Raw genomic sequence first — 21,205 nt, 5'->3', positions numbered from 1 at the left:
CCGTCCCGACGGCCGCAGGCGGTGGAGGGGGGTAGCCGCGTGGAAGACGCACGACACTGTGGGCCTGACGCGTTGTGTTGTGCAGTGTAGTGGCGGATCCGGGAGCGAATTCCGCCTGTACGGAAGGATCACCCGCACGAGGTTGGCCAGGGTGGACAAGCGGTCCCCCAGGAGGCCCGTCGGGGCCCTTCGCGCGGGTGTCTGCCCGGTGTGCCGCGGGGCCGGGACGCACCGTCCCGGCCCCGCGACGAGCCGGATCAGCTCTCGTCGTTGTCGACCCAGCTCATCAGCTTGCGGAGCTTCTTGCCGGTGGTCTCCAGCAGGTGCGCCTCGTCGGCGCTCTTGTACTCGTTGTACTTCGGCAGACCGGCCTTGTACTCGGCCATCCAGGTGTTGGCGAACTCGCCGCTCTGGATCTCCGCGAGGACCTTCTTCATCTCGGCCTTGGTGGCGTCCGTGATGATGCGGGGACCGGTGATGTAGTCGCCCCACTCGGCGGTCTCGGAGACCGACCAGCGCATCTTCTCCAGGCCGCCCTCGTACATGAGGTCGACGATGAGCTTCAGCTCGTGCAGGCACTCGAAGTACGCGATCTCCGGCTGGTAGCCGGCCTCGGTCAGCGTCTCGAAACCGGCCTTCACCAGCGCGGAGGCACCACCACAGAGAACGGCCTGCTCACCGAACAGGTCGGTCTCGGTCTCCTCGGTGAACGTGGTCTTGATGACGCCGGCGCGCGTGCCGCCGATGCCGGCCGCGTACGACAGCGCGAGCTGGAAGGCGGAGCCGGTGAAGTCCTGCTCGACGGCGGCGATGCAGGGCACGCCGCGGCCTTCCTCGTACTGACGGCGGACCAGGTGACCCGGACCCTTCGGCGCGACCAGGGCGACGTCCACGTTGGTCGGGGGCTTGATGAAGCCGTACCGGACGTTGAAGCCGTGGCCGAAGAAGAGCGCGTCGCCCTCTTCCAGGTGCGACTCGATCGAGGCGGCGTAGATCTCGGCCTGGAGCGGGTCCGGGGTCAGGATCATGATGACGTTCGCCCAGGCCGCGGCCTCGGCGACGGGCAGGACCTTCAGGCCCTGCTCCTCGGCCTTGGCCTTGGACTTCGAGCCCTCGTGCAGGCCGACGACGACGTCGACGCCGGAGTCACGGAGCGACAGCGCGTGGGCGTGGCCCTGGCTGCCGTAACCGATGACCGCGACCTTGCGGCCCTGGATGATGGACAGGTCGGCGTCGTTCTCGTAGAACAGCTCGGCCACTGGGATATCTCCTTGGTGCGCTGGTGTTGCTCCCACCGTACGGCGGGGAACGGAATACGTGGTTCTCGGTCTCGCCATGCGAGCGAGCGAGAAACGAACGGGCGGGGCACGACCGGGCCGGAGTCACCGGCCCGGCCGGGCTCAGGCGCTGCGGTCGAGCGCGCGCAGGCTGCGGTCCGTGATGGACCGGCCGCCGCGCCCTATGGCGATCGTCCCGGACTGGACGAGCTCCTTGATGCCGAAGGGCTCCAGCATCTTGAGCATCGCGCCCAGCTTGTCGGTGCCGCCGGTGGCCTCGATGGTGACGGCCTCCGGGGAGACGTCGACGGTCTTGGCGCGGAACAGCTGGACGATCTCGACGATCTGCGAGCGCGTTTCGTTGTCGGCGCGGACCTTCACCAGAACGAGTTCGCGCTCGATGGCGTTGTGCTGCTCCAGCTCGACGATCTTGAGCACGTTGACCAGCTTGTTGAGCTGCTTGGTCACCTGCTCCAGCGGGAGGTCCTCGACGTTCACGACGATGGTGATGCGCGAGATGTCGGGGTGCTCGGTGACACCGACCGCGAGGGAGTCGATGTTGAACCCGCGGCGGGAGAACAGCGCGGCGATCCGGGCGAGGATGCCGGGCGTGTTCTCGACCAGGACGGAGAGCGTGTGCTTGGACATGTGAGTCGTTCTCTCTCTCAGGCTCTCTCGGCTCAGTCGTCTTCGTTGTCGCCGAAGTCGGGGCGGACGCCCCGTGCGGCCATGACCTCGTCGTTCGAGGTGCCGGCGGCGACCATCGGCCACACCATGGCGTCCTCGTGGACGATGAAGTCGACGACGACCGGGCGGTCGTTGATCGCGTTGGCCTCGGCGATGACCCTGTCCAGGTCGGCCGGGTCCTCGCAGCGCAGCGCCACGCAGCCCATGGCCTCGGACAGTTTGACGAAGTCCGGGACGCGGGTGCCCATGCGGGGGGCGGCCGACTCGCCGAGCTGGGAGCCGACGGCCGTGTCGGTGCCCGTCTCGCCCGCGTGCAGAACGGTGTTCGAGTACCGCTGGTTGTAGAACAGGGTCTGCCACTGGCGGACCATGCCCAGCGCACCGTTGTTGATGATCGCGACCTTGATCGGGATGTTGTTCAGGGCGCAGGTGGCCAGTTCCTGATTGGTCATCTGGAAGCAGCCGTCGCCGTCGATCGCCCAGACCGTGCGCGCCGGCATGCCGACCTTGGCGCCCATCGCGGCGGGGACCGCGTAGCCCATGGTTCCGGCGCCGCCGGAGTTCAGCCAGGTGCGGGGCTCCTCGTAGTTCACGAAGTGCGAGGCCCACATCTGGTGCTGGCCGACGCCGGCCGTGTAGATGGTGCCCTTCGGTGCCAGCTGGCCGATCCGCTCGATGACCTGCTGGGGGGAGAGCGTGCCGTCCTCGGGCAGGTCGTAGCCCAGCGGGTAGGTGTCGCGCCAGCGGTTGAGGTCCTTCCACCAGGCGGTGTAGTCGCCGGCGTTGCCGTCGTTGGCCTCGGCCTGGACGGCCTGGATCAGGTCGGCGATGACCTCGCGGGCGTCACCGACGATCGGGACGTCCACGGCGCGGTTCTTGCCGATCTCGGCCGGGTCGATGTCCGCGTGGATGACCTTGGCGAAGGGGGCGAAGCTGTCCAGCTTGCCGGTGACGCGGTCGTCGAAGCGGGTGCCGAGCGCGATCAGCAGGTCCGACTTCTGGAGCGCGGTCACGGCGGTGACGGCACCGTGCATGCCGGGCATGCCGACGTTCTGCGGGTGGCTGTCCGGGATGGAGCCCAGGGCCATCAGGGTGGTGACGACCGGGACGCCGGTGAGCTCGGCGAGGACCTTCAGCTCGGCGGTCGCCCCCGCCTTCATGACGCCGCCGCCCACGTAGAGGACCGGCCGCTTGGCGGCGGCGATCATCTTGGCGGCCTCGCGGATCTGCTTGGCGTGCGGCTTGGTGACCGGACGGTAGCCCGGCAGGTCCTGGGTCGGCGGCCACGAGAAGGTGGTCTTCGCCTGCAGGGCGTCCTTGGCGATGTCGACCAGCACCGGACCGGGGCGGCCGGTCGAGGCGATGTGGAAGGCCTCGGCGATGGTCCTCGCGATGTCCTCGGCCTTGGTGACCAGGAAGTTGTGCTTGGTGATCGGCATGGTGATGCCGACGATGTCCGCCTCCTGGAAGGCGTCGGTACCGATCGCCTTGGAGGAGACCTGGCCGGTGATCGCGACCAGCGGCACGGAGTCCATGTGCGCGTCGGCGATCGGGGTGACCAGGTTGGTGGCGCCCGGGCCGGAGGTGGCCATACAGACGCCGACCTTGCCCGTGGCCTGCGCGTAGCCGGTGGCGGCGTGGCCGGCCCCCTGCTCGTGGCGGACCAGGATGTGGCGGACCTTCTTGCTGTCCATCATCGGGTCGTAGGCCGGGAGGATGCAGCCGCCCGGAATGCCGAAGACGGTGTCGCACCCCACCTCTTCGAGAGAGCGGATGAGGGACTGCGCACCCGTGACGTGCTCAACTGCGGCGGTCTGGTGTCCGCCGGTACGGGCCCGCGGCTGCGGATGGTGGGCCCCGGTGGCCTGATCGGTCATCGGCATTCTCTTCTCGAAGCTGAGGGTTTTACGAGGAGGGTTTTACGAGATTCGACGTTGCCAGTGCAACAAAAAACCCCTCGTGCCGGGAGGCAAGCGAGGGGAGCGCGTCGGGTGCGTTGAGCGGGGACATGCTGGTCCCAGCTTCAGCCGACGCGCTTTCCAAGTACGAGAATTCGGGTGCGCATGGCATTGACCCTCCCTCCGGCGGGAGGGTGATGTCAAGCGGGTGGGACGGGCGTCTCATTATGTGAGCCTCTGTGGATAGCCATCGAGCCCCCCGGCGAACCACCGGCCAACGCGGGTTGGGCCGCGCCGCCCGGTACTGGGAACGTACCGCGCACGAGCGCTCGCCGCAGCCTGTACTCGTCCAGAGGGCCGGAGAAGGCCATTCCCTGCCCATGACTGCAGCCCATCGCGCGCAGTGCCATGACCTGCTCCGGGAGGTCCACGCCCTCCGCCACCGACTGCATGCCGAGGTCGTTTGCGATCCGCAACAGACCTGCGGTGATCTTGTGGAGGCGGGGGGATTCCACGACCCCCTCGACGAGGCCCCGGTCGAGTTTGAGCATGTCCACGGGGAGCCGGCGCAGCGCGCTGATGGCCGCGTAACCGCTGCCGAAGCCGTCCAGGGCGATCAGGACCCCGAGCCGGCGCAGCGCCGCCAGGCGGCGCTCCAGGTCGTCGAAGGGCACCCTGGGGTCGGAGACGGCGAGCTCCAGGACGAGCGCGCCCGACGGCAGCCCGTTGCGGGTCAGCAGGGCTTCCACGGAGCCCAGCGGCATCGACCGGTCCAGCAGCCGCTGCGCGGTCATCCGTACGGCCACGGGGACGTCGTGCCCGGCCCGGTGCCGCTCGGCGGCCTGCCCGACGGCCTCCTCCAGCAGCCAGCGCCCCAGCTCGGCGGTGCGCGAGGCGTCCGGTACGGCTGTCCGGGCGGTGGACCCGCCGTCGCCGGCCCCTCCCTCGCTATACGTGGCGACCCGCAGGAACTCGGCGGGGGTGAACAGGATCCCCTGGGCGGAACGCCACCGGGCCTGCGCCACCACGGCCGAGATCTCCCCCGAGGCCAGGCAGACCACGGGCTGGTGCAGCAGGGCGAACTCTCCGTCGTGCAGCGCGGTGCGCAGCCGCCCCGCGAGCTCGGCCTTGCGGACGACGTCGGCCTGCATCTGGGGCGCGTACATCTCGACCCGGTCCTTGCCGCCGGCCTTGGCCCGGTACATCGCGAGATCCGCGTTGCGCATGAGGTCCGAAGGGGTGATGCCGGGGTCCGCGAAGGCCACGCCGATGCTGGCGGCGACCCGGACCTCGCTCCCGGCGATCCGGTAGGGCTGGGCCAGGGTGGTGCGCAGCCGGTCGGCGATCTCGTGGACCTGGTACTCGCGGGCGCTGCGGTCGCGGTTGCCGTCGCCCAGGATCAGCGCGGCGAACTCGTCGCCGCCGAGGCGGGCCGCGGTGTCCCCGGCCCGGACGGAGTCCTGGAGCCGGCGGGCGGCTTCGATGAGCAGCTCGTCACCGGCCTGGTGGCCGATGGTGTCGTTGACCGCCTTGAAGCCGTCGAGGTCGATGAAGAGCACGGCGGTGCTGTGGTCCCCGGCCCGCCGGCCGGTGAGGGCCTGGCGGACCCGCCGGGTGAACAGGGCCCGGTTGGGGAGGTCGGTGAGCGGGTCGTGCTCGGCGCTGTGCTGGAGCTGCGCCTGGAGCCGGACCCGCTCGGTGACGTCCCGGCTGTTCAGGATGAGGCCGCCCTGGTGGCGGTTGACGGTGGACTCCACATTGAGCCACTCGCCGGCGCCCGATCTGAACCGGCACTCGATGCGGGTGGTCGGCTCCTCGGCGGGCGGCGCGGCCAGGAAGCGGCGCACCTCGTGGACGACGCGGCCCAGGTCCTCCGGGTGGATCAGGGTGGCCAGCTCGGTGCCGACCAGCTCTTCCGCCTCGCGGCCGTAGACCCCGGCGGCGGCGGGGCTGACGTAGCGCAGGGTTCCGGTGGGCGCGGCGATCATGATGACGTCGCTGGAGCCCTGGACCAGGGAGCGGAAGTGGTTCTCCTTCTGGGCCAGTTCCTGGGTCAGCGCGATGTTGTCGAGCAGCATGATGCCCTGGCGGATGACCAGGGCGAGCACGACCGTACAGCCCGTGAAGACGACGACCCGGTCGACCTTCCTGCCGTCCACCACGTTGTAGAGGATGCCCAGCGTGCAGACGGCCGCCGCGAGGTACGGGGTGAGGGCGGGCAGGGAGCCGGTGATGGGGCGGCTGTGCGGCCGCTCGGCGCGCGCGTGGGCGAGCGGGTCGGGGCCGGGGTGCAGGCGGCGGGCTCCCCAGGGCGCGTACGCGAGGAGGAGCGAGCCGGCGAACCAGCCGGCGTCGAGGAGCTGGCCGGACTGGTACTCGGCGCTGAGCAGCGGCGAGGTGAACAGCGCGTCGCTCAGCACGGTCAGGGCGAGTGCCGCGATGGCGGTGTTCACGGCGGAGCGGTTGGTCTCGGAGCGGCGGAAGTGCAGCACCAGCACCATCGAGACGAGCGCGATGTCCAGGAGCGGGTAGGCCAGCGAGAGGGCCGCGCGCGGGACGCTGCCGGGGGCGCCGGACTGGGCGGTGCGCGCGGCGTGCGCCAGGGCCAGGCTCCAGGAGAGGGTGAGCAGGGAGCCGCCGATGAGCCAGGAGTCGAGGCCGAGGCAGACCCAGCCGGCCCTGGTGACCGGGCGCTTCGCGAGGACGAGCAGGCCCACGATGGCGGGCGGCGCGAAGCAGAGGAAGGCGAAGTCGGCCAGGGAGGGCTTCGGCACGGCCTCGCCGAGGACCACCTCGTACCAGCCCCAGACGGCGTTGCCGCAGCAGCCCATGAGCGAGGAGAACGCGAACAGCAGCCAGGCCGGGCGCTCCCGGCTGTCAATGGCCCGGGCGTACGTGAAACAGGAGACGGCGGCCAGCAGGCCGGCGGCGCTGAGCCCGAAGTCGCCCATGATCTCGGCGAGTTCCTCGGAACCCCAGCCGAGGGCCGCACCCACGGCGTACCCGCTGCTGACCACCGCGAGGAGGAGCTGCATCGCCAGCGCCTTGGCACCGCTGCCGCCGTCGGCGAGGGGCCTGCGGGTCAGGAGCGCCGCCCCCGGGGTGCTCACCGGTCCCCCTCGCTGGCTGGTTCCGGCGCGGTCCAGTCCCGGCACCGTCGCCTCCGGCGGCTTCGCCGCATCGGATCCTTCGTCCATTGGCCGTGCATCGCCCGTCGCCCCCCAAGGTGTCCGATCACTCCCCGGCGCCAGACATTCGTGGCGCAGCCCCTTGGTCCGGACGATACACCACTTTCGTCACTCAGGGACATAGTTTCCCTACGCTCCGTCACCAACACGGGAGTTGTGTCCACCGAGCGCGTTCGGGCGAACGCGGAGCGTGCGCACCGCACGTCATTCCGTGATCAACACCGTGTTCTCCACGGGCTCTCCGGCGGCGAACCGGCGGAGCTGGCGGGCCACCAGGCGCTTGGCCCGCGGCTCGAACGCGGAGCTGCTGCCGCCCACATGGGGCGTGATCAGGACACCCGGAGCATGCCAGAGCGGATGGCCTGAAGGCAGTGGTTCCGGATCGGTGACGTCCAGCGCGGCGCGCAGCCGGCCCGACTCCACCTCCGCCAGAAGGGACTTGGTGTCGACGACGGGTCCGCGGGCCACGTTCACGAGCAGCGCGCCGTCCTTCATGCGGCCGAGGAACGCGGCGCCCGCGAGCCCCCTCGTCTCCTCGGTGAGCGGTGTGGAAAGAATCACCACGTCGGCCCCGGGCAGGAGTTGGGGCAGCTCGGCGAGGGCGTGCACCGGCCCGCGCGCCGTGGTGCGCGCCGTCCGCGCGACCCGGACGATCCGCTCGCACTCGAAGGGCGCGAGCCGGTCCTCGATGGCGGCGCCGACCGCTCCGTAGCCGATGATCAGTACGGACTTGTCCGCGAGGGCCTCGTAGAACCCGAAGCGCCACTCCTCGCGGTCCTGGCCGCGCACCATGCCGGGGATCCCGCGCAGGGAGGCCAGGATCAGGGTGAGCGTGAGCTCGGCGGTGCTCGCGTCGTGGACGCCCTTGGCGTTGCACAGACGGACACCGGGGGCCAGGTCGCCGAGGCCGCCCAGGACGTGATCGACCCCGGCGGTCAGGGTCTGGACGATCCGCAGGCGGGGCATGGCGGCCAGCGGGCGCAGGGTGACGGCGGGGGACTTCATGTACGGGGTGACGTAGAAGACGCAGGCGGCCGGATCGGCGGGGAAGGTCTCCTCGCGGTCCCAGTGGCGGTAGCGGAAGGAATCGGGCAGGCCCTCGATCTCCTCGGCGGGGAAGGGGAGCCATACGTCGAGGGTCTCGCGAATCTCTGCAGTCATGATCAGGAGGCTATGCCAGGGGATCCGGATCGAGCCGTTAGTTTGTGTGCCGGACCGGGAGGACCAGGGGGGACGCACGGTGGAGCGCAGGTCGATCGGGGCGGGGGCGCTGGCGGTGGGTGCCGTCGGCCTCGGCTGCATGCCGATGAACGGGGCGTACGCGCCTTCGCGCAGGCGGCGCGAGGACTCGCTGCTCACCCTGCACACGGCCCTCGACCTGGGGGCGAACCTGCTCGACACCGCCGATCTGTACGGCCCGTACACCAATGAGCTGCTGCTCGGCCGGGTGCTGCGCGAGCGCCGGGCCGACGCCTTCGTGTCCGCGAAGGCGGGGCTGCGGGCCGACGGCGTGCACGTGGTGGCCGACGGGCGCCCCGGGTACCTGCGGCGGGCCTGCGACGCCTCGCTGCGGCGGCTGCGCACCGACGTCATAGACCTGTACCAGCTGCACAAGGTGGATCCGGACGTGCCGGTCGAGGAGTCCTGGGGCGCGATGGCGGAGCTGGTGGGCGCGGGGAAGGTGCGGGCGCTGGGCTTCTGCGCGCTGGGGGCGGGCACCGGGCCGGGCGCGGGGCGGCGCGGGGACCCGGCGTACGAGACGACCGTGCGGCACCTGGAGCGGGCACAGCAGGTGTTCCCGGTGAGCGCGGTGCAGGCGGAGCTGTCGGTGTGGTCGCCGCAGGCGGCGTGGCGGCTGCTGCCGTGGTGCGCGGCGCGGGGGGTGGGGTTCCTGGCGGCGATGCCGCTGGGGAGCGGGTTCCTGACCGGGACGCTGGTCCCGGGCGAGGGGTTCGAGCCCGAGGACGTACGGGCCAGGCATCCGCGGTTCACGGCGTACGCGATGGCGGAGAACCAGGTGCTGGTGGCGGGGCTGCGGCGGGTCGCCCGGCGGCACGGGGCGGAGGTCACGGCGGCGCAGGTGGCGCTGGCGTGGGTGCTGGCGCAGGGGCCGCAGGTGGTTCCGGTACCCGGGACCGGGCAGGCGCACCGGGCGGCGGAGAACGCGCGGGCGGCGGAGGTGCGGCTGAGCGCCGAGGACTTGGTGGAGCTCGCGGAGCTGCCGGTGCCGATGGGCGCCTGAACCACTCGATCGAGTGTACGAGTGGCGGAACTTGGGGCATGGTCGGCGCTGTTGAGTCGTGTGAGGGCACGATCGGAGGACCGGAGGGGAGTACGGCGATGCGATACGGACACGAGCGGGGACAAGGGCCGGGGCCGGAGCGGGGGCAGGCGCAGGGGCTGGGCCAGGGGCCGGCGCAGGCGCCGGACCAGGACCGGGTGCAGGGTCGGGCGAGGCTGCCGATGCGGTCGTACGGCGGCCCGCGCGGCCGGGCCCGTGGGGTACTGGCGGCGTTCGCCCTCGCGGGATGCGGGGCGCTGCTGGCGGCGGGGTGCTCCCCGCCGGACGGAGCCGGAGCCCGGCCGAGCGAGGCGCCACCGGGCACGACGGCAGGCTCCGCGCCGCCGGGGGCCTCGGGCGGGCCCTCCGCGTCGGCCTCAGGGCCGCCGGCGCCGCCTGCAAAGGGCCAGGTGACGGTGACCGGCGTGGCCGCCCAGGGCCTGGAGTCCCCGTGGGGGGTGGCTCCGCTGCCCGACGGGAACCTGCTGGTCGCCTCGCGGGACAAGGGCACGATCAGCCGGGTCGACGTGGGCACGGGGGCCGTGACCCCCGTCGGCAAGGTGCCCGGGGTTGCCCCGGGCGGCGAAGGCGGGCTGATGGGCCTGGCCCTGTCCCCTTCCTTCGCCTCGGACCTCATGGTGTACGCCTACTTCACCACCGAGTCCGACAACCGCATCGCGCGGCTGCGCTATGACGAGAAGAGACCGGCCGGCGATCAACTGGGCGCACCGGACACGGTGTTCAGAGGGATCCCCAAGGGGCTCATCCACAACGGCGGGCGGATCGCCTTCGGCCCGGACAAGATGCTCTACGCCGGGACGGGCGAGACCGGGGACACCGGGCTGGCCCAGGACAAGAAGTCCCTCGGCGGGAAGATCCTGCGGATGACCCCGGACGGGGAGCCGGTGCACGGCAACCCGGAGGCCGACTCGGTCGTCTACTCCTACGGGCACCGCAATGTGCAGGGGCTCGCCTGGGACAAGGACAAGCGGCTCTGGGCGGCCGAGTTCGGGCAGAACACCTGGGACGAGCTGAATCTGATCGAGCCCGGCGCGAACTACGGCTGGCCGGAGGCCGAGGGCAAGGCCGGCAAGCCAGGGATGCGCGATCCGGTGGCGGTGTGGAAGACCGACGAGGCCTCGCCGAGCGGGATCGCCTGGGCGCAGGGCTCCGTCTGGATGGCCGGGCTGAGGGGGCAGCGGCTCTGGCGGATTCCGCTGGCCGGGGCGGCCCTGGTGGCGGAGCCCGAGCCGTTCCTGGCGGGCGAGTACGGCCGGCTGCGCACCGTGGTGCCCCTCGGTGGGGACAGATTGCTGCTGGTCACGAGCGAGACGGACGGGCGCGGGTCGCCGGAAGCCGGCGACGACAGGATCCTGACACTGACGGTGCGATGACCGGCGGGCCCCGACGGGGGGACGAAAGGTGTGGTGCACGCGATGTTCAACATGATCGAGGAGCTGTTCAGTCCGGGCCGTAAGCACACGGACGAGGAGAAGAAGCGGCTGGAGCTTTCCCGGATCGACGTCAATGACGGCGACCCGGGGAAGGGCCCGATAGACCTGGACTCCGGCAAGGTGCTCATACGCGCGAAGGAGGACCCGGCGGTGTAGGGCGGCCGGGATCCGGGGTGCCGCGGAAGGCTCAGACCACTGTGACCGGGTGGCGGACGACCGCGTCGAAGAGGTAGCCCTGGGTGTTGTGGGTGGCCGTCTCGGGCTGCGTCCGCCCGGTCGCGTCCGTGGCCCGTGCCAGCAGGGCCGTCTCCCCCGGGGTCCGCGGGGTCCACGGCACCGACCAGCGCACCCAGCCGCCGCGGCGCGGTACGTCGTGGAGGCGGGCCCGCCGCCAGCGGGCGCCCCCGTCGGTGCTGACCTCCACCTGGTGCACGGGGGCCGCTCCGGACCAGGAGCGTCCGGTCAGCAGCTTCGTGCGGTGCACGGGCACGGTCGCGCCCAGCTCCAGCTCGAAGGCGCTCTTGAGGGTCTGCCGGGTCAGCTCGCTGCCCTGCGGCGGCTGTTCGGGCCCGAACAGCCGGTAGAGGTCGGTGTTCCACGGCGAATACAGCGGCTGCCCGCTCACCTCGATGTCCCCGACCCACTTGATGGAGGAGATCCCGACCCAGTCCGGAACGACCACCCGGACCGGCCCGCCGTGGTCGGCCGGCAGCAGCTCGCCGTTCATCTCGTACGCGAGGATCACGTCGTCCAGCGCCTTCGACACCGGCAGCGGACGCCGCACCCGGCCCAGGTTCACGCCGTTGGCGAACACCTCGTCGTCCAGGCCCCGGGGCAGTACGTCCACGGCTCCGGGGGTCACCCCGGCCTGCCGCAGCACGTCCGAGAGCCGGGCCCCGCGCCAGTGGGCCACACCGATCGCGCCGAGGGTCCACGCCGTCCCGGCCACCGTCTGGCCCTGCTGGGTGGTGTAGAAGCTCCGGCCGTTGCCCGCGCACTCGATGAACAGCGTCCGCTCGACGGCGGGCAGCGCGCGCAGCCGGTCGTACGAGAACTCCACCGGCCCGCCGGACAGCGCGTCGCCCCACACCTTCAGCCGCCAGCCGTCCTTGTCCAGGCGTGGCGTGGCGGTGTGGTTGCGCACGTAGAACCGGTCGATGGGAGTCAGCAGGCCCGTGCCGCGCAGGGCGGCGAACTTCGTCTCCGCGTTGGTCCCCCGGATCGTGAACAGCTCTGGCGGCAGCGGCTTCACGACCCCGGGCAGGGAGGCGGTCCCGGTGGAGCCGGTGGCCGCCGCGGCTTCGGCGGTTCCGGCGGCCTCGGCCGTCCCGGCGGCGCCCAGGCCGAGGGTGCCGGCCGCGGCGCCCGCCGCGAAGAGCCTGAGCAGGTCGCGGCGGTCCACTCCGGCCGAGCGGGCGTGGCCGCGCGCCCACTGGCGCAGGCGCGCACGGTCGTACTGGCTCTCGTCGGACAGGTCGAGGGGCATGGCGGGACACTCCCTTGATCGCGATTTCCGACGGACCCTAGGAGTCGGGCCCCGCGCGGGGAACCTTCTCGTCGCGATGGCCACGAACCTGCAACACTGCCGCAATGTCCGGCCCGGGCGGCGCGGGTCGGGGAAGATCCATAAGAGACGGCCCAGGGGGACGTCCCCTTCACCGCTTCCCGTTCACCGCTTCCCGGTCGGCTGCTGGGCGACGGGGCCGAAGAGCCGTAGCCGGTGGGCCAGGGCGGCCGCCTCGCCGCGGCCGGCGACGCCGAGCTTCGCCAGGATGTTCGAGACGTGCACGCTGGCCGTCTTCGGGGAGATGAAGAGCTCCTCGGCGATCTGGCGGTTGGTGTGGCCCGCCGCGACCAGGCGCAGCACGTCCCGTTCGCGGCTGGTCAGGCCCAGCGCCTCGACCGGGTCGGTCTGCGGAGCGAGCAGGGCCTTGGCGGCGGCGTCCACGGGGATGAGCGGGAGCCTGGCGCGCTGCGCGAGCAGGGCCAGGTCCTCGCGGAGCCTTCGGGCGCCGAGCTGCTCGGCGGTGGCGTAGGCCTCGCGGAGCAGCTCGCCCGCGGCCTCCCGGTCGCCGCCGCAGGTGAGCTGGGCCTCCACGAGCCGGTGGCGGGCCCTGGCCAGCAGGTACGGACGCTCCAGGGGGCTGACCGCCTCCTCGACGGCCGTCCAGTCGGCGACGGTGTCCTTGTCCTCGGCGCGCAGCAGCTCGGCCCTCAGGTACTCGGCGTGGGCGACCCACACCGGGACCGGGGTCGCCAGGGTCCGGGCCGCGGTGCGCAGGGCCGTCAGCGCCTCGTCCCGGCCGGCTTCCGCGGCCGGGAGGCCCCGGGCGTCGGCCTCGGCCGTGGCGGCTGCCAGCAGCAGCGGCCAGGCGTAGCGATGGTGGCCGAGCGGGAAACCGTAGGCGATGGCCTCGGCGACCTGCGTGCGGACGTCGGCAATCCGCCCCTCCCCCGCGGCCAGGCCGATCCCGAGTCGGAAGATCGGGATCCGGTGCTGGGGCTGGCCGTCGTGGGCCCCGAAGTTGGCGCGGGCGGCAGCGAGCCGGCCGGCGGCCTCGGTGAATTCGCCGCGGGCCAGGGCCAGGTAGGAGAGGCGCGCGGCGGCCGCGGCGCGCGGGGCGGCGCTGCTGACCAGGGTCAGGGTGTGCCGGGCCTCCTTCGCGGCCTCGTCCCAGCGGCCGAGGCTGTAGAGGCTCTCCGCCATGTTCCCGCGGACCCAGGCCTCGGAGTCCATCAGCTGGGACTTCTTGACCAGTGCGGCACCTTGTTCCGCCAGTTCCACGGCTTCGCGGGACCGGCCCATGGCTTCCAGCTGGGAGGTGAGGTTGACATGGGCGCGTCCTATCAGTGCGCCGAGGCCGAGTTCGGCGGCCCGGTCCTTGACCGCGTACATCTCGCCGAGTCCGCGCTCGGGTTCACCGGCGTCGGTGAGCAGGGTGCCGACGGTGATCCGGGCGTTGAGCTCCGTCTCCTCCGCGCCGACCATCCGCGCGTACTCCACGGCGCGTTCGGCGGCGGCGAGGTTGTCGGGGCCCGGGTCGTGGAGCATGCCCCAGCTCGCCGCCCGGACCAGGACCTCGGCGTGCACCTGGGACGGGGGCAGCCCCCGGACGAGCTCCTGCGCCGTGGCGAGCTCCTCCCAGCCGTCGCCGCGGGCGAGGCTGGCGACGAGCCGGGAGCGCTCGGTCCAGAACCAGGCGGCGCGCAGCGGGTCGTGGCCGTCGTCCAGGGAGCGCAGGGCGATCTTGGTGATCTTCAGGGCGCGTTCGCGCTCGCCGCCGAAGCGGGCCGCGACGGTGGCCTCGGCCAGCAGGTCCAGGCGCTGCAGCGGGGTGGTCGCGGGGTCGCAGCCGCAGGGCGGGTACACCTCGGTGTAGTCCGCCGGACGCAGTTCGCCGCGCACGTCCTGCGGTACGCCCTCCCACAGGTCCATGGCCCGTTCCAGCAGCCGCAGCTGCTCGGAGTAGGCGTGCCGGCGCCGGGCGGCCACCGAGGCGGCGAGGACGGCGGGCAGCGCCTTGACGGCGTCGTTGGCGTAGTACCAGTAGTTGGCGAGCCGGATGACCCGCTCCGCGGCGCGGGCCAGCGACTCGTCGGCCTCCAGCGCCTCGGCGTAGCGGCGGTTGACCCGGGCGCGTTCGCCGGGCAGCAGGTCGTCTGAGACGGCCTCGCGGACCAGGGAGTGGCGGAAGCGGTAGCCGTCGCCGTCGGAGGTGGCGATGAGGATGTTGGCGCCGACCGCCGCGCGCAGGGCCTCGATCAGCTCGTCCTCGGTGAGTCCGGTGACGGCGCGCAGCAGGGCGTACTCCACCGTGGAGCCGCCCTCGGCGACGATGCGCACGACGCGCTGCGAGGCGTCGGGGAGGACTTCGACGCGGACCAGGAGCAGGTCGCGCAGGGATTCGGTGAGGCCGGTGTGGCAGCCGCTGGCGCGGGACGCGACGAGTTCCTCGACGAAGAAGGCGTTGCCGTCGGAGCGGTCGAAGACCGACTCGACGAACTCCTCGTCGGGCTGCGAGGCGAGGATCCCGGCGAGCTGGCGGCGTACTTCGGCCCGGTTGAAGCGGGACAGCTCGATGCGCTGGACGGTGCGCAGCCGGTCGAGTTCCGCGAGGAGCGGGCGCAGCGGGTGGCGGCGGTGGACGTCGTCGGCGCGGTAGGTGGCGACCACGACGAGCCGGCCGCTGCCGAGCGCGCGGAAGAGGTAGGAGAGCAGGTGCCGGGTGGAGGTGTCCGCCCAGTGCAGGTCTTCCAGGACGAGGACGACGGTGCGGTCGGCGGCGAGGCGTTCCAGCATCCGGGCCGTCAGTTCGAAGAGCCGGGCGGTGCTCTCCTCGTCGTGCGGGCCGCGCGGGGTCTCGCCCAGTTCGGGGAGGATGCGCGCGAGTTCGTCCTCCTGGCCGACGGCGGCTGCGGCCAGTTCGTCGGGGAGCAGGCGGTGCAGGGTGCGCAGCGCGGTCGAAAACGGGGCGAAGGGAAGTCCCTCCGCCCCGATCTCCACACAGCCTCCGACGGCTACGACCGCGCCGCGGCGGTCGGCCTCGCAGAGGAACTCCTCGGTGAGGCGGGTCTTGCCGACCCCGGCCTCGCCGCCTATGAGCAGTGCCTGCGGCTCCTGGCCGGCGGCGCGCGTCAGTGCGTCGGTGAGTACGGCCAGTTCGTCGGCTCGGCCGACGAACACCGGGCTGACAGATCTGGTCTCCACGCCGCCGAGCATCGCACAGGGGCCCTGCTCATCGGCACTGGATATCGGTGCGCTTCTCATCACGTGCCGGTTCGCACGGTCTCGCGACGCGGGTTACGCGGCGCGGGTGAACCGGCCGCGCTGCCCTCTCACCGACCCCTCCGGTTCCTGGCTCCGGGAGAAGAAGTGGCGCGCCTTCTTCGCTTCCTGGCCCAGACGGTAGGCGTCGGCCTCGCGGATGAGGTCGTCGCGGCGGGCGGTGGCGATCTCGTACTCGAACATCTCGTGCTCCCTGGTTCGCGTTTCTCGGACACCTCGTTCGGTGTGATCCAAGATTCGCGCCCCAGGGGGTGCCGGCACATCGGGAGCATGCCGCATCTGCGGGAGCCAGGGGGCCTTAGGCCGGGACCCGAGGTCCCTGAGGTGGCCTAAGGCGGTACCTAGGCGGACCGCCGGACAGGCCCTAGGCGGACCGCCGGGCGGCAGCGAACGGCCTAGGCGGCGGGGGCCGTCGGGAGGGCGAGGACGTACATGAACGCGAAGGCGAGCACGCCGATGGCCGCGATGACGACGGCGGCCCAGGACACGGAGCGGACCCAGGTCGGGAGGGTGCGGCCGGGGGCGCCGAAGGCCGGGCGGGCCAGCACGAAGACGGCGATGAGCAGCGCGATCGCCGACAGGACGCCGTTGACCAGGGCGGTCATGTGCCAGGCGTTGCCGTACAGCGCCTCGATCTTGTCCTCGGTGGTGGTGGCGGTGGCGGAGCTGATCTGGCCCTTGAGGGTCTCGCGCTCGCCTATGACGCGGGAGGTCCAGCTGCCGCTGAGGGCGATCAGGCCGAGACCGGCGGCGACGATCGCGGAGGCTCCGGAGGCGACACCACTGCTCTGCTGCTCGTCGGCCGCGGCGTCGAACTCGTCGAGCTCGTCGTCGAGGTCGGTGGCGAGCTCCTCGCCCGTGACCTCCTCGGTGGCGGCGGTGTCCGCGGCGGCCGGGGCGGTCGTCTCGTCGGTGGCGGCCTTCTTCAGGTCGGCCGGGGAGTCCGCCTCGGGAGCGGTCGGGGCGGGGGTCTTGGTGGTGTCCATGCGGGGCACCGTAGGCGGCTTTTCTGAGAGGTTTCTGAGAATCCGGCCGGGCAGCGTGCAGCGCCCCGCCCCGGCCCCTCGGGATGCTCGGGGCGGGGCGGGAACGGGCGGGTGCGTGGGGTGGTCAGGCGGGGCGGGCCGCGGACCACTCGTGGGCGAGGAGCGCCCAGATCTCGGTGTCCTGACGGACTCCCCGGTGGAGGTGGTTCTGGCGCATGACGCCTTCACGGGTCATGCCGAGGCGCTCGGCCACGGCGAGGCTCTTCTTGTTGCCGGAGGCCGCGTGCCACTCGACGCGGTGCATGCCGCGCTCACCGAAGGCGTAGTCGATCAGGACGCGGCAGGCCTTCGTCACCAGACCGCGGCCGGCCGCGGCGGGCTCCAGCCAGCAGCCGATCTCGCAGTTGCCCGTCCCCGCGTCGAACGCCGGGAAGAGCACGCCGCCCACGAGGGTGCCGCCCCGCCGGATCCCGAAGAACCGCGCGCCGTCCTCCCCCGCCGTGAGCGCGTACTTGGCCAGCAGGGCCCGGGCGGATTCCAGGTCGGACGACCGGTCCGGGAAGCCGACGAACTGGCCGATGAACTCGCGTCCGCGTTCGATGTGGGCGAAGAACTCCTCGGCGTGCCGGGCTTCCAGCGGGAACAGCTGGGCGTCGTCGGCGAGGTCTATCGAGAACATGCGCGTTCTTCCTTGGCTATCGAGCGGCGGGTGGCCGGATCACCGGGAGCTGGTCGCGGGCTCGGCCGCGTCCTCGCTCGTGACGGGGTCCGCGCCGGGCCGCTGCAGGGGAAGTTTCGCATGCGGACGGCGCTCCGGGGGCTCGATGCTGATCTTCGGGAGCCGGCGGTCCAGCCAGGCCGGCAGCCACCAGTTGGCTCCGCCGAGCAGGTGCATCAGGGCCGGGACGAGGAGGGTCCGCAGGACGAAGGCGTCGAGGGCGACGGCCGCGGCGAGCGCGATGCCGAACATGGCGATGAGCCGGTCGCCGCTGAGTACGAAGGCCAGGAAGACGGAGATCATGATGACGGCCGCCGAGTTGATCACCCGGCTGGTCTCGGCGAGGCCGACGCGCACCGCCCGCTTGTTGTCCCCCGTCTCCAGCCACTCCTCGTACATCCGGCTGACGAGGAAGACCTGGTAGTCCATGGACAGCCCGAAGAGCACCGAGACCATGATCACCGGGAGGAAGGGCTCGATCGGCCCCGCGCTGCCCAGCCCCAGCGCCTCGCTGCCCCAGCCCCACTGGAAGATCGCGACGACGACTCCGAAGGAGGAGGCGACGGCGGCGACGTTCATGGCGGCCGCCTTGACCGGGATGCCGATGGAGCGGAAGGCCAGCAGCAGGAGCACGCAGCCGAGCGCGATGACCACCCCGACGAAGAGCGGCAGTTTGCCGACGATGACCTCCGCGAAGTCGTCGTACCCGGCGGTCACGCCGCCGACGTGCACCTGCATCGAGTTGCCGTGTCCGGCGCGCGGGATGACGTCCTCGCGCAGCCTGTCGACCAGCTCGCTCGTGGCCCTGGACTGCGGGGAGGAGTCCGGTACGACGGTGACGACGGCGGTGTCGCCACTGCGGTTGAAGACCGCCGGTCCGGCCGCGGCCACGCCCCTGGCCGTACGGAGCGACTCGGCCAGCGCGTCCACGGCGACCCGGTCGCCGGCCCCGCCGAGGCGGGCGACCACGGTCAGCGGGCCGTTCATCCCCGGGCCGAAGCCCTCCGCGAGCAGGTCGTAGGCCTTGCGGGTGGTGGACGCGGCCGGGTTGTTGCCCTGGTCGGAGGTGCCGAGGTGGAGGGAGAGCGTGGGCAGTGCCAGCACCACCATGACCGCCGTGGCGACCAGGCCGAGCAGCTTCGGATGGCGCTCGACGAAGGCCGACCAGCGGGCGGCGAAGCCGGTGACCGCGTCGGGCTGCGGACCTTCGGCGGCCAGCTTGCGGCGCTCGCGGCGGGACAGCGCGTGCATGCCGATGTAGGAGAGGAGCGCGGGCAGCAGGGTCACCGAGGCGGCGACGGTCAGGACCACGGTGAGGGAGGCGGCGATGGCGACGCCGTTCAGGAAGTTCAGCCGGAGCACCAGCATGCCGAGCAGCGCGATGCAGACGGTCGCCCCGGCGAAGACCACGGCCCGGCCGGTGGTGGCGACGGCACTCTCGGCGGCTTCCGCGACCGGGAGCCCGCGTTTGAGGCCCTTGCGGTGGCGGGTGACGATGAACAGCGCGTAGTCGATGCCCACCCCGAGGCCCACGAGGGTGCCGAGCATCGGGGCGAAGTCGGCGACCGGCATCGCGTGACCGAGCAGGGCGATGCCGAAATAGGCGGTGCCCACGCTGACCAGGGCGGTCGCGAGGGGCAGCAGGCTGGCGGCCAGCGACCCGAAGGCCAGGAACAGCACCAACGCGGCGATGGCCACGCCGATGACCTCGGCGAGGTGCGCGGAGGGGGCCTCCGTGAGGCCGATGGCGCGCCCGCCGAGCTCGACCTGGAGGCCGTCGGCCTGGGTCGTGGGGTTCCGCGCGGCGTCGACGACGGCCTTCGCCTCACCCTTGGGCACCGAGTCGGCCTGCCGGTCGAAGGTGACCACGGCGTAGGCGGTACGCCCGTCGGGGCTGATCCGGGCCCCGCTGTCGGGCCCGGGACCGTAGGGACCGGCAACCGATCCGACGCCGGGCAGCCCGGCTATGGAGTCGAGGGCCCGCGTCATGCGCTCCTGCACGGCCGGCGTCCGCACGCTCTGCCCGTCCGGGGCCCGCCACACGATGGTGTCGGTGTCGCCGCCCTGCCCGTGGAAGCCGTCCCGCAGCAGGGCGTGCGCCTTGGCGGACTCGGTGCCGGGGACCTCGTAGTCGTTGGAGAACGCCGTCCCGGCGCCGACCGCGGCAGCCGCGGTCCCGCCGAAGGCGAGGAGCCAGAGCAGGACGGCGACGAGGCGGTGCCGCATGCACCAGCGTGCGAGGGCTGACAACGGACGGGCTCCCTGGTGGTTCGGATCTTTACCGGGGAGGGGCCCGTCGGAAAGAACGTGTGAACACTGAAAACTGAACGCTGGGCGTCAGGAATTTTAGTGGCGGCGGTTGACCTACGCCGGTCTACACCGGCGACACCGGTCTACACCTCCACGATCGCAGCGTCGCGTGATCGTTGGCGGCCATCGTGGGCAGCGTCACAGGTGTGCGGGCAGGTCCGGGACCATGGTCACCGGGGGTTCGGAGCGGAGGTCCGTCCGGACTGGTCGTGGGGGTGGTCGTCGGGGTGACCGTCGGGCTCTTCGTCGGGCTCTCCGTCGGTGCGGTAGCCCGGCAGCGAGGGCCAGCGCACGGTGAGCACCACCGAGTCCTCCTCCGCGTACCAGGAGTGGTCGACTCCGCGTCCCCACACGACGTAGTCCCCTTGTTCGGCCAGTACGACGCTCCGGCCGGGGAACTCCAGCCGGAACCGTCCGCTGATCAGCACCTGCAACGCCGTACGGGACTCTCCGCGCACCCAGCTCGCCCGCTCCTCACCCTTGGGGTGGACGCCCCACTTGATCTCCACGTCCTCGCTGTGGCGGGGATCGCCGGGCTCCTTGAAGTGGCCCAGCAGCCAGCCCCGGTCGACGGCGGCGTCGGGGGTTGCCTTGCCGGTGTAGATGGCGGGGTGGGTGGGGTGGGTTGAGGGGTGGATGGGGTGCGTGGGGTCGCTCACGGGGTGAGGTTAATGCAGTTGTCGGACCCGTCGGCGGCTGGTGAGCTGGCCGGATGACGATGGATCCAGATGACCTGCTGAAGGTGCGCGCCGAGTTCGACTCCGTGATGCGACGGGATGCGCGGCCCGACACCAGTGACGCGCGCGTGGAACGGGCGGGCGCGGTCGTACGGCAGATCGTGCCCGGACCCGGAGGGAACATGGTGCTCTGGTCGGACCTCGACGAGCACACGGCGGATGCGGCGATCGCGGAGCAGGTGGCGTTCTTCACGGAGCTGGCCGATCGGGGCGAGGCCCCGTCCGCGGAGTTCGAGTGGAAGCTGTACGGCCACGACCGCCCCGCCGACCTCGGGGACCGGCTGCGCGCGGCCGGCTTCGTGGCGGAGCCCGCGGAAACACTGCTGGTGGCGCGGGTGGAGGACCTCGTCACCCTGTCGGTGGAACCGCCGGAGGGCATCACGCTGCGGGTGGTGACCGACGAGGTGGGAGTGGACCTGATGATGGAGGCCCACCGCCGGGCCTTCGGCGCGGACCGCCCGCGCATCAAGGACCTGATGCTGAACCTGCTGAGGGACGAGCCGGACACGATCGAAGCCGTCGTCGCGATGGCGGGCGACACCCCGGTCAGCGCGGCTCGGATGGAGATGCGCCCGGGCAGCCCCTTCGCCGGCCTGTGGGGCGGCGGCACCGTCCCGGAATGGCGAGGCCACGGCATCTACCGCCTCCTGGTGGCCCACCGCGCCCGCGTAGCGGCGGACCGGGGCATCCGCTATCTCCAGGTCGACGCATCGGAGGACAGCCGCCCGATCCTGGAACGGCTGGGCTTCGATGTATTGGGCGTGACTGTGCCTTGGGTTTGGGAGGGGTAGGGGGAGGCGGTACAGGGGCGGTCGGGTGGGGCCGGGGGGCGGCCTGAGCTGCGGGTCGATCCTTGGCGTTGACGGTTCCGGGGGGAGGAGAG

At 72.0% G+C, this 21,205-nt stretch carries 16 protein-coding genes; 4 read left to right on the top strand and 12 right to left on the bottom strand.

The genetic code is table 11. The annotated features are described in order from the left end of the window. Window positions 1–257 precede the first annotated feature (257 nt). The 5 genes from ilvC to AC3IYI_RS28350 all read right to left on the bottom strand — a co-directional run bounded on the left by ilvC (window position 258) and on the right by AC3IYI_RS28350 (window position 8,211). The gene (gene ilvC / locus AC3IYI_RS28370; RefSeq protein ID WP_243337812.1) at window positions 258–1,259 is read right to left on the bottom strand and encodes a ketol-acid reductoisomerase; all 1,002 of its coding nucleotides are present in this window, start codon (window positions 1,257–1,259) and stop codon (window positions 258–260) included. Between the two features lie 141 nt (window positions 1,260–1,400). Then, a complete protein-coding gene (ilvN, locus tag AC3IYI_RS28365) occupies window positions 1,401–1,925 on the bottom strand; it encodes an acetolactate synthase small subunit (RefSeq protein ID WP_053677671.1) in 525 nt (174 codons plus the stop codon). A gap of 32 nt (window positions 1,926–1,957) precedes the next feature. Continuing rightward, window positions 1,958–3,847 carry an acetolactate synthase large subunit gene (locus AC3IYI_RS28360; protein WP_489406372.1) on the bottom strand — a complete coding sequence of 630 codons (1,890 nt, stop codon included), beginning with the start codon at window positions 3,845–3,847 and terminating at the stop codon, window positions 1,958–1,960. Window positions 3,848–4,062: 215 nt separating this feature from the next. After that, window positions 4,063–6,972: a putative bifunctional diguanylate cyclase/phosphodiesterase gene (locus AC3IYI_RS28355; RefSeq protein ID WP_489406371.1), complete on the bottom strand. Its 2,910-nt coding sequence runs from the start codon at window positions 6,970–6,972 to the stop codon at window positions 4,063–4,065. Window positions 6,973–7,254: 282 nt separating this feature from the next. Beyond that, on the bottom strand, window positions 7,255–8,211 hold the full coding sequence (locus AC3IYI_RS28350; protein WP_489406370.1) for a 2-hydroxyacid dehydrogenase: 957 nt from the start codon (window positions 8,209–8,211) through the stop codon (window positions 7,255–7,257). A 79-nt stretch (window positions 8,212–8,290) separates the two neighbouring features. Here AC3IYI_RS28350 and AC3IYI_RS28345 point away from each other — a divergent pair, with 79 nt between their 5' ends. The 3 genes from AC3IYI_RS28345 to AC3IYI_RS28335 all read left to right on the top strand — a co-directional run bounded on the left by AC3IYI_RS28345 (window position 8,291) and on the right by AC3IYI_RS28335 (window position 10,941). Further along, window positions 8,291–9,292 (top strand): aldo/keto reductase, encoded by a 1,002-nt coding sequence (locus tag AC3IYI_RS28345; protein ID WP_489406369.1) that lies wholly within the window; start codon window positions 8,291–8,293, stop codon window positions 9,290–9,292. A gap of 221 nt (window positions 9,293–9,513) precedes the next feature. Then, window positions 9,514–10,725 carry a PQQ-dependent sugar dehydrogenase gene (locus tag AC3IYI_RS28340; protein WP_489411707.1) on the top strand — a complete coding sequence of 404 codons (1,212 nt, stop codon included), beginning with the start codon at window positions 9,514–9,516 and terminating at the stop codon, window positions 10,723–10,725. A gap of 42 nt (window positions 10,726–10,767) precedes the next feature. Next, window positions 10,768–10,941 (top strand): DUF6191 domain-containing protein, encoded by a 174-nt coding sequence (locus tag AC3IYI_RS28335; RefSeq protein WP_243337857.1) that lies wholly within the window; start codon window positions 10,768–10,770, stop codon window positions 10,939–10,941. A 31-nt stretch (window positions 10,942–10,972) separates the two neighbouring features. On the opposite strand, the gene AC3IYI_RS28330 is transcribed toward AC3IYI_RS28335, so the two are convergent. From AC3IYI_RS28330 to AC3IYI_RS28300, 7 genes are all read right to left on the bottom strand, one after another. Then, window positions 10,973–12,271: a sulfite oxidase gene (locus tag AC3IYI_RS28330; RefSeq protein ID WP_489406368.1), complete on the bottom strand. Its 1,299-nt coding sequence runs from the start codon at window positions 12,269–12,271 to the stop codon at window positions 10,973–10,975. 183 nt (window positions 12,272–12,454) lie between these two features. Then, window positions 12,455–15,505, bottom strand: coding sequence for a helix-turn-helix transcriptional regulator (locus tag AC3IYI_RS28325; protein ID WP_489411706.1), 3,051 nt, complete (start codon window positions 15,503–15,505; stop codon window positions 12,455–12,457). Between the two features lie 81 nt (window positions 15,506–15,586). Next, on the bottom strand, window positions 15,587–15,754 hold the full coding sequence (locus AC3IYI_RS28320; RefSeq protein ID WP_489406367.1) for a hypothetical protein: 168 nt from the start codon (window positions 15,752–15,754) through the stop codon (window positions 15,587–15,589). A gap of 212 nt (window positions 15,755–15,966) precedes the next feature. Beyond that, window positions 15,967–16,557: a hypothetical protein gene (locus tag AC3IYI_RS28315; RefSeq protein WP_489406366.1), complete on the bottom strand. Its 591-nt coding sequence runs from the start codon at window positions 16,555–16,557 to the stop codon at window positions 15,967–15,969. A gap of 124 nt (window positions 16,558–16,681) precedes the next feature. Continuing rightward, a complete protein-coding gene (locus AC3IYI_RS28310) occupies window positions 16,682–17,236 on the bottom strand; it encodes a GNAT family N-acetyltransferase (RefSeq protein WP_489406365.1) in 555 nt (184 codons plus the stop codon). 39 nt (window positions 17,237–17,275) lie between these two features. Beyond that, entirely contained in the window at window positions 17,276–19,525 is a 2,250-nt protein-coding gene (locus AC3IYI_RS28305) for an MMPL family transporter (protein ID WP_489406364.1), read from the bottom strand. Window positions 19,526–19,755: 230 nt separating this feature from the next. Beyond that, window positions 19,756–20,190 carry a cupin domain-containing protein gene (locus AC3IYI_RS28300; protein WP_489411705.1) on the bottom strand — a complete coding sequence of 145 codons (435 nt, stop codon included), beginning with the start codon at window positions 20,188–20,190 and terminating at the stop codon, window positions 19,756–19,758. Between the two features lie 113 nt (window positions 20,191–20,303). On the opposite strand from AC3IYI_RS28300, the gene AC3IYI_RS28295 reads away from it, so the two are divergent. Then, the gene (locus tag AC3IYI_RS28295) at window positions 20,304–21,113 is read left to right on the top strand and encodes a GNAT family N-acetyltransferase (RefSeq protein WP_489411704.1); all 810 of its coding nucleotides are present in this window, start codon (window positions 20,304–20,306) and stop codon (window positions 21,111–21,113) included. Window positions 21,114–21,205 lie beyond the last annotated feature (92 nt).

It is taken from the genome of Streptomyces sp. GL_148, from assembly GCF_057834205.1.
This window is presented reverse-complemented; position numbering and strand designations above follow the sequence as displayed.

Excerpts from the sequence above, each read along its gene's own strand:
- ilvN (WP_053677671.1), bottom strand. The coding sequence starts at position 1,925 with ATGTCCAAGCACACGCTCTCCGTCCTGGTCGAGAACACGCCCGGCATC.
- AC3IYI_RS28360 (WP_489406372.1), bottom strand. The coding sequence starts at position 3,847 with ATGCCGATGACCGATCAGGCCACCGGGGCCCACCATCCGCAGCCGCGG.
- AC3IYI_RS28350 (WP_489406370.1), bottom strand. The coding sequence starts at position 8,211 with ATGACTGCAGAGATTCGCGAGACCCTCGACGTATGGCTCCCCTTCCCC.
- AC3IYI_RS28340 (WP_489411707.1), top strand. The coding sequence starts at position 9,514 with ATGCGGTCGTACGGCGGCCCGCGCGGCCGGGCCCGTGGGGTACTGGCG.
- AC3IYI_RS28335 (WP_243337857.1), top strand. The coding sequence starts at position 10,768 with ATGTTCAACATGATCGAGGAGCTGTTCAGTCCGGGCCGTAAGCACACG.
- AC3IYI_RS28330 (WP_489406368.1), bottom strand. The coding sequence starts at position 12,271 with ATGCCCCTCGACCTGTCCGACGAGAGCCAGTACGACCGTGCGCGCCTG.
- AC3IYI_RS28325 (WP_489411706.1), bottom strand. The coding sequence starts at position 15,505 with ATGCTCGGCGGCGTGGAGACCAGATCTGTCAGCCCGGTGTTCGTCGGC.
- AC3IYI_RS28320 (WP_489406367.1), bottom strand. The coding sequence starts at position 15,754 with ATGTTCGAGTACGAGATCGCCACCGCCCGCCGCGACGACCTCATCCGC.
- AC3IYI_RS28315 (WP_489406366.1), bottom strand. The coding sequence starts at position 16,557 with ATGGACACCACCAAGACCCCCGCCCCGACCGCTCCCGAGGCGGACTCC.
- AC3IYI_RS28310 (WP_489406365.1), bottom strand. The coding sequence starts at position 17,236 with ATGTTCTCGATAGACCTCGCCGACGACGCCCAGCTGTTCCCGCTGGAA.
- AC3IYI_RS28295 (WP_489411704.1), top strand. The coding sequence starts at position 20,304 with ATGGATCCAGATGACCTGCTGAAGGTGCGCGCCGAGTTCGACTCCGTG.